The organism is Peribacillus sp. FSL K6-5616 (assembly GCF_038008245.1).
GTDB lineage: Bacteria > Bacillota > Bacilli > Bacillales > DSM-1321 > Peribacillus > Peribacillus frigoritolerans.
This window is the reverse complement of the sequence record NZ_JBBOYT010000001.1, coordinates 2,629,405-2,644,632: the sequence shown is the minus strand read 5'-3', so window position 1 is coordinate 2,644,632 and position 15,228 is coordinate 2,629,405. Positions and strand designations below refer to the sequence as shown.

Below are 15,228 nucleotides of genomic sequence, written 5' to 3'. Positions count from 1 at the left end.
TGTTGATTGAAGTTTTTTCTTAAATCCAGAAAAATAGGCAAATGCACAGACCAAGGCGGGCGTATCGACATATGGTAAGGTGTAAAGAGAAAACAGAATTCTAAAAGGAGTGAAACTTAATGTACGGATATGGTGGAAATGTTGCAGGACCAGGGTACGGATATGGTGGCGGTGGATACGGCGGCGGTAGCTGCGGATTTGGATCAGGCTTCGCTTTAATCGTTGTCTTGTTCATTCTATTGATTATCATCGGTGCTTCATTCTGCTGCTAATTCAATAACCCAAAGACCAGTTGATAAAGCTGGTCTTTTCTTTATGTAAGGAAATTGGTGGTTTGACGGTGGACCTTTCTGATTCCATGGTTGTTGACTGAATCGTCATGGATAAATCCAGGTGATCATGGGACAGGCGATACACAGCCATTCCTTTTTTAAATCCTGATTTCTGCGCATCGGGAATGACGTAAGAATTCAAAGAAACTAGCTCGGTGAATGACATACGATAAGGGACTTAGTTTTCTTTGTAAACCATTTCTGCTAAAATAACGACAGAATGTAATTAATTTAGGGGGATAAAGATATGAAACCTTCCCGTTTACAAGCAGGGGATGAAATTCGCGTAATTGCTCCTTCAAGAAGCTTGGCGATTGTTAAAGGGGAACAACGCAGATTGGCAGAAGAAAGATTGACTGAGCTTGGTTTTAAAGTGACATATGGTAAAACGGTTTTGTTCCATGATGACTTTTTCTCGAATTCGATCGAAGACCGGATCGAAGATTTGCATGATGCGTTCAGGGATCCGAATGTTAAGGGAATTTTTACAGCCATCGGGGGGTATAACGCTAACCAATTGTTACGGTATATCGACTATGATTTGATTAAGGAAAATCCAAAAGTGTTGATGGGGTATAGTGATATAACCGCAATTTTATTGGCCATTTATAATAAAACAGGCTTAACTACATATTCAGGTCCTCATTTCTCGACGTTCGGGATGAAGGCTGGTCTGGAATATACGATGGAATATTTTAAAAAGGCCGTAATTGAAAGTGAAGGCTTTTATCTTGAACCAAGTGAAACGTGGAGTGATGATTCTTGGCATTTGGAACAGGATGACCGAACCTTCCACCCGAATGCTGGATACATGGTCATTCAGGAAGGTGAAGTTGCCGGGACAATCATTGGGGGAAATCTTTGTACACTCAATCTATTACAAGGTACAGAGTACATGCCATCTTTAAAGGACAGTATCCTTTTCATAGAAGATGACGAAGAAAGCCATCCATTCAGTTTTGACCGGGATTTACAATCCTTGCTCCATCAGCCAGGTGCAAGTGGGATTAAAGGAATCGTCATCGGCCGTTTCCAAAAGGATTCAGGAATGACTGAATATGCTTTGCAGGAAATCATCGCCGCCAAAAAGGAGATAAATGGCATACCCGTGATCGCTAATGCCAACTTTGGTCATGTTCATCCTTTTGTAACTGTACCGGTTGGTTCAAAAGCAGTAATGAAGGTGAAGAACGGAAAAGCGACGATCCAGATACATCCATGAACAGTTTGAAGACGCCGTTCAAAAAATGGACGGTGTTTTAATCTGTTGGGGTTTGTATGAATATGGTTTGCATTATGGTGTATATTAGGAGTCTTTCCTCTTGTCAGCCCTGGAAATTGTCCTATTTTACAAGCATTATTAGGGAATATGAGTCTAATAGTTCAAATTCTTTATTTTTCTGATATAATACTAAGAGATTTAAAATAGAAAAGGTGATTATGTGTTATTAACAATTCCAGCATCCATTCGTTTAGAAGGGGCTTTGGCCGAGTATAATAAAAAAGGCCGTGTGAGCCATACATGTTCCGTTTGTAACGAAGACACTTCTAACGGGGATGCAAGTAACTTGAACTACTATAAGTTAGGAACTAAAAAAGTTTGTCATTCCTGCATGAAAAATGTTTTGCGTCATCCGTCTTTAAAAGAGTATGAATATGTACATACTTCAAATATCGATAAAACGGCTTTTTATAAAAATGTGTTGGCTGTTTTAAAGGATGAAAGTTTTTTGGAATCCATTCGTGAAGAAAAACTAAATAGCGTATTGTAAGAAAAAAGTGTATCTCTCGCGGATACACTTTTTTTGTCGCCATTTTTGGACAATCATCCATGAAACCAAGAAATTATCCGTATACATGCTTAGGCCAATTTCCTTAGCAAGATTGCCTTCATCTGGACATACACTTTACTATATGGCATTTGTTTTTAAAGAGAAGGAGTGTGTGGGCTTATGAAGCAGTCTTCATTGATCAAACCGGTCCTGGGAGGAGCCTACCCGACTATCAGTCATGGTCAGGGAGTGTTTTTATACGATAAAAATGGAAAGGATTACCTCGATGCTTCTTCCGGTGCAGTTACAGCCAATATTGGCCATGGAGTCCAGGAAATCATTGAGGCGATGGTAAAACAGGCTAAACAGGTTTCATTTGTGTATCGTTCCCAATTTACCAGCGATGCTGCAGAGAAACTCGCCGGGAAAATTGCAGAATTGACCAAAGGGGAACTGACATACAGCTTTTTTGTAAACAGCGGTTCCGAGGCGACTGAAACGGCATTGAAAATTGCCATTCAGCATTGGCAGGAAAAAGGGAAGCCAAAGAAACAGAAAATCATATCGAGATGGATGAGCTACCATGGCATCACGATGGGAGCTCTTTCAATGTCTGGACATCCGATTCGCCGGGAACGCTTTACTCCTTTGCTTGAATCATATCCTTCTGTATCTCCTCCATATTGTTACCGATGTCCACTTCAACTTGACCAACATACTTGCGGAATGGCCTGTGCTTCGGAATTGGAAGCTTCAATCCGGCGCATTGGCAGTGAAAATATAGCGGCGTTCATTGCAGAACCTGTTATCGGCGCAGCCGGAGGGGCCATTGTTCCTCCTGACGGTTATTTTCAAAAACTCAAGAAAATCTGCGAAGAGAATGATATTTTATTCATTGCGGATGAAGTAATGACCGGATTTGGACGTACCGGTAAGATGCTTGCTTCCGAATATTGGGATGTGGAACCTGATATCGTGACATTAGGTAAAGGTATGAGTGGGGGTTATACCCCAATAGCGGCAGCAGTAATGACCAAAAACGTGATGGAACCCATAATGAAAGGCTCGAAGTCAATTATAGGAGGTCATACTTTAAGTGCGAATCCATTATCGTGTGCGGTATCTTTGGCGGTTTTAGAATATGTCGAAAGGAATGAACTTGTCGAAAAATCAGCCGACAGGGGGAATTACCTGATTAGGGGTCTGAAAAAGTTGGCGGGGAAGTATTCCTTTATCGGTGATATACGCGGGAGAGGTTTATTGATTGGCATCGAATTTGTCCTGGATAAAGCAACGAAGGCCCCATTTCCGAAGGACGCAGATGTGACCAATCAAATCATTGAATTGGGAATGAGGAACGGAATTCTTCTTTATCCCGCAGCTGCAGGCCTTGACGGTGTAACCGGGGCAGCGCTCATCATCTCCCCGCCGCTAACGATATCGGAAGAGGAGTGTGCTGAATTGTTAATGAGGGTCGATATAACCTTTGGACAATTTAATGATTCGATAGGTAAACGATCATCACAACAAGGAAGTGAGTCATAGTGGTGGAAAATACATTCCAGAAGATTTGTCGTTTGGAAGATGTCCGCCATCACTTTAAAGATAAACAGTCCATCCTATTTGGGGGATTCGGTGGCATAGGGACGCCTCCGGGATTGATCAATATGATTTTGGAATCAGGTATTAAGGATTTAACCTTGATTGGGAACGATACAGGTTTCCCAGATATCGGAATCGGAAAACTGGTCACCCAGCGCCGAGCGAAAAAAGTCATCGTTTCCCATATCGGTTCCAATCCCAATGCAGGACTATTAATGAACAATGGTGAACTCGAAGTGGAGTTCTGTCCGCAAGGGACACTTGTCGAACGCATCCGGGCCGGAGGGATGGGACTCGGCGGAATATTGACCGATATTGGAATGGAAGCCGATATCGTCAGGGAAGGCAAGCAAACCGTAAAGCTAGGTAAGAAAAATTATCTGGTGGAATCGGCATTAACTGCAGATATCGCCATTGTTTACGCAGAAATGGCAGATCCTTATGGAAATCTTCTATTCGATAAAAGTGCCAGGAATACGAATCCAATCGTTGCTACGGCCGGACAGATCACTATAGTCGAAGTCAGGCAAATCGTTCCGCTGGGCACTTTGGATCCAGAGAACATCATTGTACCGGGTGCCTTTGTGGATTATATCATTCCATCAAAAGGAGTCGATTGGAAATGGGTTTGGGAACAGGGGATAGAAACAGAATAGCGAAACGGGCAGCAGCAGAAATAAGCGATGGGATGCTGGTCAATTTGGGAATTGGCATTCCATCACTTGTACCGAATCATCTTTGGGATGATCATAAAGTTATGTTTCATGCAGAAAATGGCCTTGTGGGAATGGGCAGTACTCCTGAAACGGGGAAGGAAGATGCGCATCTTTGCAATGCTGGGGGATTGCCGATCACCATTAGAGCCGGGGCTTCTTACTGCGACAGTACTGTTGCATTTGGAATGATACGTCGCGGCAGGGTGGATATCACGATTCTAGGCGCCCTTCAAGTAAGTCAAGCGGGGGATCTCGCTAATTGGATTGTTCCGGGAAAGCGGGTACCAGGCATGGGCGGTGCAATGGAACTGGCTGCAAAGGCAAAAAAGGTCATTGTCTTGATGGAACATAACGATAAAGCGGGCATGTCTAAATTAGTCAAAACATGTACGTTGCCGTTAACAGCCCCAAAATGCGTACATATGATCATCACCGAATTAGGCGTGTTTTCCGTAACTTCGGAGGGCCTCCTATTAACTGATGTATTTGATACGTCCAGCATTGAGGAAATCAGGAATCGGACCGAAGCCTCGTTTACCGTCTCTGAAAACATCCACAAATTAAAAGAATGAGAGAGGAGAATGGATATGTATGAGGAAAAAATAAGAACATGGCTGAATGATCATCGGATGAATGGGGTTCAGCTTTTGCAAAAACTGGTTCAGGAACCGAGCAAAAGGGGCCAAGAAGGAAGTGCACAAGCAATAGTGGTCGAGAAGTGCAGACAACTTGGTCTGGAAATAGACCTTTGGGAAATCGGGGATGAACAATTAAGAAAACATCCCCATTTTTATTGCGACCGCAGGGATTTTAAAGGAAATCCGAACCTTGTGGCCATTAAAAGAGGAACAGGCAAGGGAAAATCCCTTATTTTAAACGGACATATTGATGTAGTTCCTGAAGGAGATCATGCAGCTTGGCACGATGAACCCTATAGCGGCAAGTTGATGGACGGGAAAGTTTTCGGGCGGGGAACGACGGATATGAAAGGCGGCAATGTATCTTTATTGCTGGCCATTGAAGCGATCGTCGAATCTGGAATCCAGTTGAAGGGGGATTTGATATTTCAGAGTGTGATTGAAGAGGAAAGCGGTGGTGCCGGCACACTTGCGGCAGTCATACGCGGGTATAAAGCTGATGGTGCAATCATTCCGGAACCTACAAATATGAAACTATTCCCATTACAGCAAGGTTCGATGTGGTTTCGACTGAGAATAAAAGGCAAGTCTGCACATGGAGGCACTAGGTATGAAGGAGTCAGTGCAATTGATAAAGCGGTTGTTGTAATGAAAGAAATCAAGATGCTTGAACAAGAACGGAATGAATCACTCCGTCATTCACTCTATAAAAATGTCCCTATCCCCATTCCAATCAATATTGGTAGCATTCAAAGCGGGAATTGGCCTTCTTCCGTGCCGGATACAGCCGTCCTGGAAGGAAGATTCGGCATCGCCCCTACAGAAACCATGGAAGAGGCACAAAAATCGCTGAAGGAGCGAATAGATGCTTTAAACGAGAGTGATGGATGGTTCAAAGAAAGACCTATTGAATTAGAATGGTTTGGGGCCAGATGGCTGCCTGGCAATCTCGAAATCAATCACCCGCTCATGAAGACAATTGGCACATGCTATGAAAAAGTGGTCGGGGAAGAACCGCTTGTCGAAGCTTCCCCATGGGCGACGGATGGAGGGTTTCTTTCATCGGTTGGTTCTACCCCCGTCGTTGTGTTTGGACCAGGGGAAACGAAGATGGCCCATGATTCGAACGAATATATAGAGGTGGATAAAATGATGGAAGTTGCGGAAATCATCGCATTGACCATTATTGAATGGTGTGGGGTGGACCAGGAATAATCATTTTTCCCAAGGTCTGATCCCAGGAAGGGTCAGGCCTTTCGCAACAATTTTCGAAGATGTGAAAGGAGCGGGACAAATGGAGGCTGGAATCATCGAAAAAAGAATTCAAAAGCCAATGTGCACCATACATATTACGATCGATCATTTTAATAAGCGAATAAGGGTTGATGATTATCTAGGGCACTTCCAAGAATGCGTGGAGGAATCTTTGAAGGTGGCTAAAAGCATATCAGCAGAAAAAATCATCTTCAAGTCCCGCAAGGAAAACGTTATGGCATTGCTTGCTCAGGGCTTTCTATATGAAGGAAGCATCGATAAATTCTTTTTGGGAAGCGATTGTTTCTTCCTTGTTAAATATAACAGGAATGAAAGGCGCAACAGTGCTGAATGGGAAAGGGAAGATCAAATCCTTACCGATGTTCAGAGGCTGCCGATTAAATCCGGGCTGGATGAACCGCCGTCAGCCTATCAAGGACGTAAAGCTGAAGTGGCAGATGCACTTCAGCTGGCCCAACTGTATGGGAAGGTTTTCGAAGTGTATCCCACACCGATGAATGATCCGTTATATGTGAAAAAGTGCATGGAAATGGGAACGGTTTTTTATATTTATGTCCATGAAGAGAGGATCGTCAGTGCTGCTTCCGCAGAAATTAATTCCTTTTACCATAATGCAGAAATCACTGATTGTGCGACATTGCCGGAACATCGGCAGTACGGCTTGATGAAACACTTGATTTCCGCGCTTGAAGACTATCTTATTTCACACGGCATTTATTGTATCTATTCGATTGCCCGGTCGCTCTCGTTCGGCATGAATGCTGCATTGCATCAGCATGGATACTCGTACCGCGGACGTTTGGGCAATAATTGTTATATCTTTGATAAACTGGAAGATATGAATCTTTGGGTGAAAAACTTTAGTTAGATGCTCATTTTTAGGCGGTTCATGACAAGTTTTTGGCATTTCCCCATATACATCTAGCAAGAAGGTATTGAGGAGGGATAGCTTGCCTAGTGAATTTTTTAATACAAGTGAAGTGTTGGAAGCGATATTAGAAACCATTGATGAAGGCATTCATGTGATAGATCCAAAAGGACAGACCATCTTTTATAACGGAGTGGCCGCCAATCTTGATGGGATGAAAAGAAGTGAAGTGCTCGGGAAACCGTTGCTTGAAGCGTTCCCTTCTTTGAATCACAAATCATCGACGTTACTCCGGGTCATTAAATCTGAAAAACCAATCTATAACTATAGTCAATCGTATGTAAATGCTCATGGGCGTATCATTGAGACGCTAAATACTACTCTACCCATTTATGTAGATGGGTTTATGATAGGTGCAATAGAAATCGCAAAGGATTATTCAAGCTTGAAGCAATTATCGGAAAGGTTAGCTGATCTGGAAAGCTCGCTCAAGACAATCAAAAGTCCTCAAAGGAAAACGACTGGGAACGGCGGATTGTATTCTTTCACTGAAATCCTGACAAGTGATAAGGGGTTTAAAGGTTTGATATCCCAAGGTAAAAAGGCTGCCCGCTCCACCTCATCGGTATTGGTTTATGGGGAAAGCGGTGTAGGAAAAGAGCTTTTTGTTCAAAGCATCCACCAGGAATCGAGCCGCAGTAAAGAACCTTTCATCGCGCAAAATTGTGCGGCCCTACCAGAAAGTTTATTGGAATCGCTTCTATTCGGTACGGCAAAAGGAAGCTACACTGGTGCTGTGGAGCGACAGGGATTGTTTGAATTGGCCAACGGCGGTACCTTGTTTTTGGATGAATTGCAATCAATGCCGATTGACTTGCAGGCAAAGCTTCTGCGCGTGCTTGAAGATGGGTTCATCAGGAGGATTGGTGGCACAAAAAGTGTACAGGTGAATGTCAGGATCATGGCAGCGATGAATATTGATCCGAAAAAGGCCGTATCGGAAAACAGGCTAAGGCCGGATTTATTTTACCGATTGAACGTATTGAGCTACGAGCTGCCTCCGCTAAGGGAGCGGATTGATGATATAGAGCTTCTTTCTGAACATTTCATATCAATATTTAACAGTAAATTAGGACTGTCCATAAAAGGCATGGATGAGAAGACAAAGGATTTTTTTCGGAAATATCACTGGCCTGGAAATGTAAGGGAACTTAAACATACGATAGAATTCATGATGAACCATACGGAAAATGATGTTATGAATCTTGAAGATTTGCCCCAGTTTTTAAAGAAGCGCAACCCATCCGAAAAAATACTTCCGCTTCGTGAGGCCATGATTGAGATGGAAACAAAATTGATTACCGAGGCCCTTCTTCAAACGAACGGTAACGTTTTCCAAGCATCGAAGCTATTGCAAATTCCAAGACAGACCTTGCAATATAAAATAAAAAAACATATTTGATGGAAAAAATCCGGATGCAGCATGCAGTCCGGTTTTTTTTGGGGGCATTCGAATTTTAGGGTCATTTTGGCACCCTTCTTGCATTTAATACTACTATCATAACTCAGGAGGTATAACCATGTTATTTGACTTATATAAGCCAGATCGCAATTGGAAAGATATAGAGCTATGGAAAGATGTAACCGAAGAACAATGGAACAACTGGCTGTGGCAGCTTACAAATACGATCCGAACAGTTGATGATTTGAAAAAAGTGATAAACCTGACTCCGGATGAAGAGGAAGGTGTGAGGATTTCCACAAAAACCATTCCATTGAATATCACCCCATACTATGCTTCGTTAATGAATAAAGATGACCCAAGGTGTCCAATCAGGATGCAATCGGTCCCAATCTCGGAAGAAATGCATAAAACCAAATATGACATGGAAGACCCCCTGCATGAGGATGAGGACTCCCCTGTACCGGGATTGACCCATAGATATCCGGATCGCGTTCTTTTTTTGGTGACGAATCAATGTTCCATGTACTGCCGTTATTGTACGCGAAGACGTTTTTCAGGCCAAATTGGCATGGGCGTGCCCAAAAAACAATTGGACGCTGCAATCGGTTATATCCGTGACACACCGGCAGTTCGGGATGTCCTTATTTCCGGCGGGGACGGATTATTGATCAATGACACGATCCTTGAATATATCCTCAAAAACTTAAGGGAAATTCCTCATGTTGAAATAATCAGGATTGGTACACGGGCACCGGTTGTTTTTCCTCAAAGAATCACTGAAAATTTATGTGCCATTTTAAAAAAATATCACCCGGTTTGGCTGAATACTCATTTCAATACCTCGATAGAAATTACCGAAGAGTCAAAGAAAGCATGTGAGATGCTTGCCGATGCGGGTGTACCTGTAGGCAACCAGGCAGTTATTTTAGCAGGGATAAATGACAGTGTCGCAATCATGAAAAAGTTGATGCATGATCTTGTTAAGATCCGTGTCCGCCCTTACTATATCTATCAGTGCGACCTCTCGGAAGGGATCGGTCATTTCAGGGCACCCATTTCAAAAGGAATTGAAATCATCGAAGGGCTCCGGGGCCATACATCCGGGTATGCTGTACCTGCCTTCGTCGTCGATGCTCCAGGAGGGGGAGGGAAAATCACCCTGCAGCCGAATTATATCCTTTCACAATCTCCAACAAAAACGGTGCTGCGCAATTTTGAAGGTGTGATAACCACATATCCTGAACCTGAGCAATATACACCAGGACTTGCAGATGATTATTTCAAAGGGGTATATCCTGATATGGTAGAAAAACAGTCAGATATAGGTGTATCCGGTTTAATGAACGACAAGCAATTCAATTTAGTGCCTGAAGGGCTGAAGCGAATGAACCGACGGGAAAATTACGTGACCAACCCAGAGCATGCTTCATTGAAAAACAAACGTGAAAAGCGAGATTTGTTAAAAGAAAAGAAATTCCAGGCACAGCAAAAAAAGAGCAATCCTAAGGGGGATGAATAGCATGGAGTTGTGTCCATGGTGTGAGAAAGGGAAGCTTGCATCAGTAAAGGGGACTGTGTATTGGGAACTGCCGGATGGTACGAGGGCGGTTGAAATTACGGAAACCCCTTCATCTCATTGTGAAAGTTGTGATGCCTTTTTTCAAAGTGATGAAATAGTAAAGGAAATTGAAGATCAATTATTTTTAATTGATTCGAAAAAGCTTGAAAAACAAACGAAGTACAGTGAGCTAATGAACATGAAAAGGCTGTTGAAACGTAATTACTTTGACTTTTAGCGGCAGGTGTATTACTTTTCCATAAATGAATTAATCCCCTCATTTTAGACAGAACAGTGTAAACCACTATTTCTATCCTAGGTGAAGGGGATTTTCCATTTCAGAAAATGATGGCCAGCGTTTAAATTGGCTAATGAGTTTTTGAAGAAATTCCGCCAGCCTTCAAGCAGCATGTTAGGACATGCGCCACGTGTTTTATTATGGGAATGGGGTTTATTGGACGAAGAGTAGGATAAATAATATTGAAGCACTTCGCTTTCCTCGGATCATATAAAAAAATCTTAAAAGGATGTAATCAATATGGAATGAGTACGATATGTTAGTGTAGCTTCGTAATTTAACGTATGCATTTTGTGTTGAAAAATCGCGGTTTTCATAAAATGAGGAAGAAAAAACCAAATTGTTTTTTAAAAAAGTGGACGGAAGCGAAAGTTTCCGATATATTAAAGCAGAAATCATAGTTATTTTAGGGGGGGGCTCGACATCATGAGACCATTTTATTTATATTTAATGAAATTTCGACAACCAAAGGAAATTGATGCAATCACTAAATTTGCCAATTATGCCTATGAGGATCATGGCTTCCCAAAACAATCGACTGATTATAATGAACTGAGCAGTTATTTAGAATTGAATGCAGACTATCTCGAAAGTATGTCAGTATTCGATCAAGCGTGGGAACAGTATGTCCAAATAGAAGAAGGGCTCATATTGGGAGATCAGGAATAGGGAGGATCGGAAGGATGTTAAAAAGCCTTCAAACCCGAATTTTGCTTTATTCTTTACTTATTGCAAGTGTTCCTCTTCTGATTTTGGGAATCATATCCTATGGATCACAACGCTCCCTTCTGGAGAAGGAAGCAAAAAATGCCCTGAATGCAGGTTCACTGAATATTGTAAATGAAACATACAGCTATTTGAACGAACGGATCAGTGATGTGAAGTTAATGAGTGCAAATTCTGCAATCATCAATCCTGGCCACTCAAAAGAAGAGAAGTCAGATGAACTAAAAAAGTTTATCGATGCAAAAGGAAATTATTACGGAGTTTTGCATTTGGATATGGAAGGCAATGTCATTGCAGATACATCCAATAAAATGATCGGGGATAACCTCGCGAAGAGAATATGGTTCAAAGAGGCAATAGAAGGTCATGAATTCCTTTCAGACGTATATAAAACCCGGGCTTTCTCAGAACCGATTATAGCTCTGAGTGCTCCGGTATATGATAATTCAGGGGAAATGATCGGAGTCGTATCCACAGCTTTCCGATTGGAAGGGCTTTGGGAGATGATGGAGAAAAAGGCTAATGAAATTAGCGATAAATACCCAGTCAACTTTTACATGATCAACCAAGAAGGCATCATGATTTCGAAAAAAGACCCACATGGCATGATGCAGGATTCTGCCCTGAGAGAAATGGGATTAACGAAAGATAAGCTGATGGGAGCATCGTTAACGGATGAATTATACAGTGAAGAGAATGGGGAAAAAATATATTCCATCAAGCCTGTCCATACGGTAGCACAAACAGAGAATAAATGGTTTGTTGTTGTGGGTGCTGATAAGAAGCAGGTGTTTCAGCCTTTGAATGACCTATTGACACGGTACCTGACCATCTACAGCATCGTTTTTGTTTCTATCATTCTGGCTGTTTATTTACTAACAAAGACCCTCGTTCGGCCAGTTCAAGAACTTGTCGAAGCGACAGAGGATTTCATAGGAGGAAAGGAATTCATCATTTCCGATAAAAGAAGCTTCGAGGAAATGGAAAAATTGAACCTTGCCTTTCTAAGAATGATGGAAACGATAGAAGATCGTGAGAAGGAAATCGTCCGTACGGAAAAATTGAAATATGTAGGCCAGCTAGCTGCCGGTGTCGCCCATGAAATCAGGAACCCATTGACGACAATAAAGGGTTTTTTTCAACTATTGAAGAGCCAGGATCATGATAAATCATTGATAGAAAAATATAGCGATGTCATGCTTCATGAAGTGGATCGGGTCAATGTATTTGTGACACAACTTCTTGATTTGGCAAAACCGCATCAACTGGAATGGGAGAAAATCGATTTAAAGGATTTCCTTGATGAAATTATAGATACCTATACTTCCTCAATTCCGAGTTCTCATGTAAGAATAATTAATGGTATGACACAATCCGTCATTGTTTATTCAGACAGGAACCGGTTAAGGCAGGTTCTCTTGAATGTCTTGAATAATGCATGTGAAGCCATCGAAGCAAGGGGGCAGATTGAACTGCATCACAATTCCATCTCCCAATATATAAGATTAGTGATCAGCGATGATGGAAAAGGCATCAGTCCCGAGAATTTAAAAAATATCGGTATGCCCTTTTATACCACCAAACCGGATGGAAACGGATTAGGTGTGGCGACATGCATCCAGATAATGGAGGAATTAAAAGGGAAATTCCAAATTGAGAGCGTCCGCGACGAAGGAACGAAAGTGACGCTCACAATCCCCACTACGAACCGTCTCATTAAATGAGGCGGTTTTTGGTTGTAGTGCCCTTAAATAAATGGGCATGTTAATTAGCTAAATGAGCAAAATGCCCGCTTATTTCCATTAACCTCCATGTTTGTTTGTGCATATAATTTACTAATCAAACGATAAGGACCATATTGGGGGATGTCTCTTATGGGCAAAAAAAAACAGCCGAAATTTAAATTAGGCGATACAGTCGTAATAACAATGTATGGGACAGTCGGGAATATAACCGATGTGAAATTTCTCGATGGTGCTTATGTGTATGAAGTGAACTATAGTGAAGGTCTTTATATCGAAAAAACATTGCAATCGATAAATGAATATGAAGGAGAAATCCTTTATCCGAAAGAACAAATCGATATTGAATATAAATTTTTATTAGGTGACTTGGTCCAAGTGGATGGATATGAACAGGATTATTTCAAGATTATCGGCTATCGAACGGAAATTTGGCGCTATAAGGAAAATGCCTGGGAGGATGTAATCTATGAGTTATCAAGAATCTCTGATGGTGAATGGCTTGAAGCGCATGAAGAAGAACTGACTTTGATTGCCGATGCTAAACGTGCAGATGGAATCATTAAAAAGTTGGGTCTGCTCCTTCCTCAAAAGAAAAATGAGCTTGCTATCATTGCTAAACAAAACAACCCTGGTAAAGGTGAGCGAGAAATGACAATGACAAAAGATGAAAAAAAGGAAATGATTGATGGCCTGTTGGATTTATATAATGATTATTGTAAGCTCTACGAACATTTTGGCGATGATGAATATCGTCACATCATGAAGATCGCCCTCGCTAAAATAGAAAAGGCGGCAGAGGAAATTTATCCAGATCATAAAAAGAAGCAAACGAAGTGAAAGGCATCTATAAAGGGCAAATTCCAGATTCCCTATAGAAGTATCCATTCTAATTGAACACGAATGGAACTTGATAACGATAGACCCTTCATATGTTTTTCCATTAAGGGATGCCTTACTGGTATATTTGTCTCTACACATTCATAGACCTTTAAATAAGGGGGCGATGATTTGCGAGAAATTGAGGTTTTTATTGATACAGAAGAGATAGCGGAATTCTTTTTTCAAGAATTGATAAGACGGGGCTATCTTCCAACAGAAGCTGAAGTTGAAGATCTTGCTGACATCACATTCGAATATCTTCTTGAAAAATGCATAATTGATGAAGAAGTCGATGAGTAGCTGTCATAAGACGGTTAGCAGCTTCCTTTCCCTTAATTTTATTAACCATTAAAAAAAGACGGCGGACCTCCGCCGTTTTGTTTGCGATTTAGGAAGGGTGCCAAAAGTCGTTTCGTGATTTCCAGTTTTTCAAATTCCAGATAAGGTTCGATTTTCCTAACTTGTAGTTGATATGGTATAGTAGTTTTTGAATATCATTTCAACCACAAGTTAAGGAGGACATAGTCGTATGAGCGTACATATTGGTGCAAAAGAGAATGAAATTGCGGAAACGGTCTTACTTCCTGGGGACCCGTTGCGTGCAAAATATATTGCTGAAACATTTTTAGAGGATGCTAAACTTTATAACGAAGTTCGTAACATGTTTGGATATACAGGGACATATAAAGGAAAACGAATTTCTGTACAAGGTACAGGCATGGGTGTCCCATCCATTTCGATTTACGTGAATGAATTGATGAATAGCTATAATGTCCAGAAGTTGATTCGTGTGGGAACTGCAGGAGCGATTCAAAAAGATGTAAAAGTCAGGGATGTGATCCTTGCAATGAGCGCTTCCACCGATTCCCAAATGAACCGTATGACTTTCGGCGGGGTGGACTTTGCCCCGACCGCGGATTTCGAATTACTTAGAAAAGCTTATGACGCCGGCACGGCAAAGGGCTTGCAATTGAAGGTCGGTAATGTATTTACGGCCGATCAGTTTTATAACGATAATAGTGAATTGGAAAAATGGGCAAAATACCAAATACTTGCGATAGAAATGGAGTCAGCGGCCCTTTACACGCTTGCTGCTAAATTTGGACGCCAAGCTTTATCTGTATTGACCATTTCCGATCACATTTTAACTGGTGAGGAAACGTCGGCGGATGAGCGCCAGTCAACCTTTAACGAAATGGTTGAAGTGGCATTGGAAGCAGCTATCCAGGACTGATAATTGGATGTAAATGACAGGCGGGTGACCAGGAATAAGTGATGCTGTATAATGGCAGGTTGGATACAGGCTCATTTGTTCCAGGTATCCGCATTTTTGTAATATCAGGAGATGCCTGTT

Annotated in this window: 16 protein-coding genes; all 16 read left to right on the top strand. The window is 41.7% G+C overall.

Features of this window, described 5'->3' with window-relative positions; genetic code table 11:
- Nucleotides 1-119 precede the first annotated feature (119 nt).
- The 16 genes from MHB45_RS12600 (at nt 120) to deoD (ending at nt 15,108) form a co-directional block, all read left to right on the top strand.
- Complete coding sequence (locus tag MHB45_RS12600) at nt 120-272, top strand: YjcZ family sporulation protein (RefSeq protein ID WP_072273171.1); 153 nt, start codon at nt 120-122, stop codon at nt 270-272.
- Nucleotides 273-579: 307 nt separating this feature from the next.
- On the top strand, nt 580-1,554 hold the full coding sequence (locus tag MHB45_RS12595) for a S66 peptidase family protein (protein ID WP_072273170.1): 975 nt from the start codon (nt 580-582) through the stop codon (nt 1,552-1,554).
- A 220-nt stretch (nt 1,555-1,774) separates the two neighbouring features.
- Nucleotides 1,775-2,104, top strand: coding sequence for a hypothetical protein (locus MHB45_RS12590; RefSeq protein WP_034307530.1), 330 nt, complete (start codon nt 1,775-1,777; stop codon nt 2,102-2,104).
- 180 nt (nt 2,105-2,284) lie between these two features.
- On the top strand, nt 2,285-3,649 hold the full coding sequence (locus MHB45_RS12585) for an aspartate aminotransferase family protein (protein ID WP_340907897.1): 1,365 nt from the start codon (nt 2,285-2,287) through the stop codon (nt 3,647-3,649).
- A gap of 2 nt (nt 3,650-3,651) precedes the next feature.
- Nucleotides 3,652-4,362, top strand: coding sequence for a CoA transferase subunit A (locus tag MHB45_RS12580; protein ID WP_340908156.1), 711 nt, complete (start codon nt 3,652-3,654; stop codon nt 4,360-4,362).
- Complete coding sequence (locus tag MHB45_RS12575; RefSeq protein ID WP_072273168.1) at nt 4,329-4,994, top strand: 3-oxoacid CoA-transferase subunit B; 666 nt, start codon at nt 4,329-4,331, stop codon at nt 4,992-4,994. Before MHB45_RS12580 ends, MHB45_RS12575 begins: the two co-directional genes overlap by 34 nt.
- A gap of 9 nt (nt 4,995-5,003) precedes the next feature.
- Nucleotides 5,004-6,275, top strand: coding sequence for a peptidase (locus MHB45_RS12570; RefSeq protein ID WP_340907896.1), 1,272 nt, complete (start codon nt 5,004-5,006; stop codon nt 6,273-6,275).
- Nucleotides 6,276-6,354: 79 nt separating this feature from the next.
- Nucleotides 6,355-7,203 carry a putative beta-lysine N-acetyltransferase gene (ablB, locus tag MHB45_RS12565; RefSeq protein WP_161922441.1) on the top strand — a complete coding sequence of 283 codons (849 nt, stop codon included), beginning with the start codon at nt 6,355-6,357 and terminating at the stop codon, nt 7,201-7,203.
- A gap of 82 nt (nt 7,204-7,285) precedes the next feature.
- On the top strand, nt 7,286-8,665 hold the full coding sequence (locus tag MHB45_RS12560) for a sigma-54 interaction domain-containing protein (RefSeq protein WP_161922442.1): 1,380 nt from the start codon (nt 7,286-7,288) through the stop codon (nt 8,663-8,665).
- A 118-nt stretch (nt 8,666-8,783) separates the two neighbouring features.
- Nucleotides 8,784-10,187 carry a lysine 2,3-aminomutase gene (ablA, locus tag MHB45_RS12555; RefSeq protein ID WP_338565732.1) on the top strand — a complete coding sequence of 468 codons (1,404 nt, stop codon included), beginning with the start codon at nt 8,784-8,786 and terminating at the stop codon, nt 10,185-10,187.
- A gap of 1 nt (nt 10,188) precedes the next feature.
- Nucleotides 10,189-10,464, top strand: a complete 276-nt coding sequence (locus MHB45_RS12550; RefSeq protein WP_048686734.1) for a YokU family protein — start codon at nt 10,189-10,191, stop codon at nt 10,462-10,464.
- 486 nt (nt 10,465-10,950) lie between these two features.
- Nucleotides 10,951-11,193: a YozE family protein gene (locus MHB45_RS12545; RefSeq protein ID WP_034307512.1), complete on the top strand. Its 243-nt coding sequence runs from the start codon at nt 10,951-10,953 to the stop codon at nt 11,191-11,193.
- A 14-nt stretch (nt 11,194-11,207) separates the two neighbouring features.
- Complete coding sequence (locus MHB45_RS12540; RefSeq protein ID WP_161922443.1) at nt 11,208-12,974, top strand: ATP-binding protein; 1,767 nt, start codon at nt 11,208-11,210, stop codon at nt 12,972-12,974.
- Nucleotides 12,975-13,124: 150 nt separating this feature from the next.
- The gene (locus tag MHB45_RS12535) at nt 13,125-13,832 is read left to right on the top strand and encodes a hypothetical protein (protein WP_034307510.1); all 708 of its coding nucleotides are present in this window, start codon (nt 13,125-13,127) and stop codon (nt 13,830-13,832) included.
- Between the two features lie 171 nt (nt 13,833-14,003).
- On the top strand, nt 14,004-14,174 hold the full coding sequence (locus MHB45_RS12530) for a YozD family protein (RefSeq protein ID WP_064505166.1): 171 nt from the start codon (nt 14,004-14,006) through the stop codon (nt 14,172-14,174).
- Between the two features lie 229 nt (nt 14,175-14,403).
- Nucleotides 14,404-15,108 carry a purine-nucleoside phosphorylase gene (gene deoD, locus MHB45_RS12525; RefSeq protein ID WP_034307509.1) on the top strand — a complete coding sequence of 235 codons (705 nt, stop codon included), beginning with the start codon at nt 14,404-14,406 and terminating at the stop codon, nt 15,106-15,108.
- Nucleotides 15,109-15,228: the final 120 nt, after the last annotated feature.

What these genes read in the sequence shown, in the direction of transcription:
- MHB45_RS12575 (WP_072273168.1), top strand. Translation starts at nt 4,329, where the DNA reads ATGGGTTTGGGAACAGGGGATAGAAACAGAATAGCGAAACGGGCAGCA.
- MHB45_RS12540 (WP_161922443.1), top strand. Translation starts at nt 11,208, where the DNA reads ATGTTAAAAAGCCTTCAAACCCGAATTTTGCTTTATTCTTTACTTATT.
- ablA (WP_338565732.1), top strand. Translation starts at nt 8,784, where the DNA reads ATGTTATTTGACTTATATAAGCCAGATCGCAATTGGAAAGATATAGAG.
- deoD (WP_034307509.1), top strand. Translation starts at nt 14,404, where the DNA reads ATGAGCGTACATATTGGTGCAAAAGAGAATGAAATTGCGGAAACGGTC.
- MHB45_RS12570 (WP_340907896.1), top strand. Translation starts at nt 5,004, where the DNA reads ATGGATATGTATGAGGAAAAAATAAGAACATGGCTGAATGATCATCGG.
- MHB45_RS12545 (WP_034307512.1), top strand. Translation starts at nt 10,951, where the DNA reads ATGAGACCATTTTATTTATATTTAATGAAATTTCGACAACCAAAGGAA.
- MHB45_RS12600 (WP_072273171.1), top strand. Translation starts at nt 120, where the DNA reads ATGTACGGATATGGTGGAAATGTTGCAGGACCAGGGTACGGATATGGT.
- MHB45_RS12550 (WP_048686734.1), top strand. Translation starts at nt 10,189, where the DNA reads ATGGAGTTGTGTCCATGGTGTGAGAAAGGGAAGCTTGCATCAGTAAAG.
- ablB (WP_161922441.1), top strand. Translation starts at nt 6,355, where the DNA reads ATGGAGGCTGGAATCATCGAAAAAAGAATTCAAAAGCCAATGTGCACC.
- MHB45_RS12595 (WP_072273170.1), top strand. Translation starts at nt 580, where the DNA reads ATGAAACCTTCCCGTTTACAAGCAGGGGATGAAATTCGCGTAATTGCT.
- MHB45_RS12535 (WP_034307510.1), top strand. Translation starts at nt 13,125, where the DNA reads ATGGGCAAAAAAAAACAGCCGAAATTTAAATTAGGCGATACAGTCGTA.
- MHB45_RS12585 (WP_340907897.1), top strand. Translation starts at nt 2,285, where the DNA reads ATGAAGCAGTCTTCATTGATCAAACCGGTCCTGGGAGGAGCCTACCCG.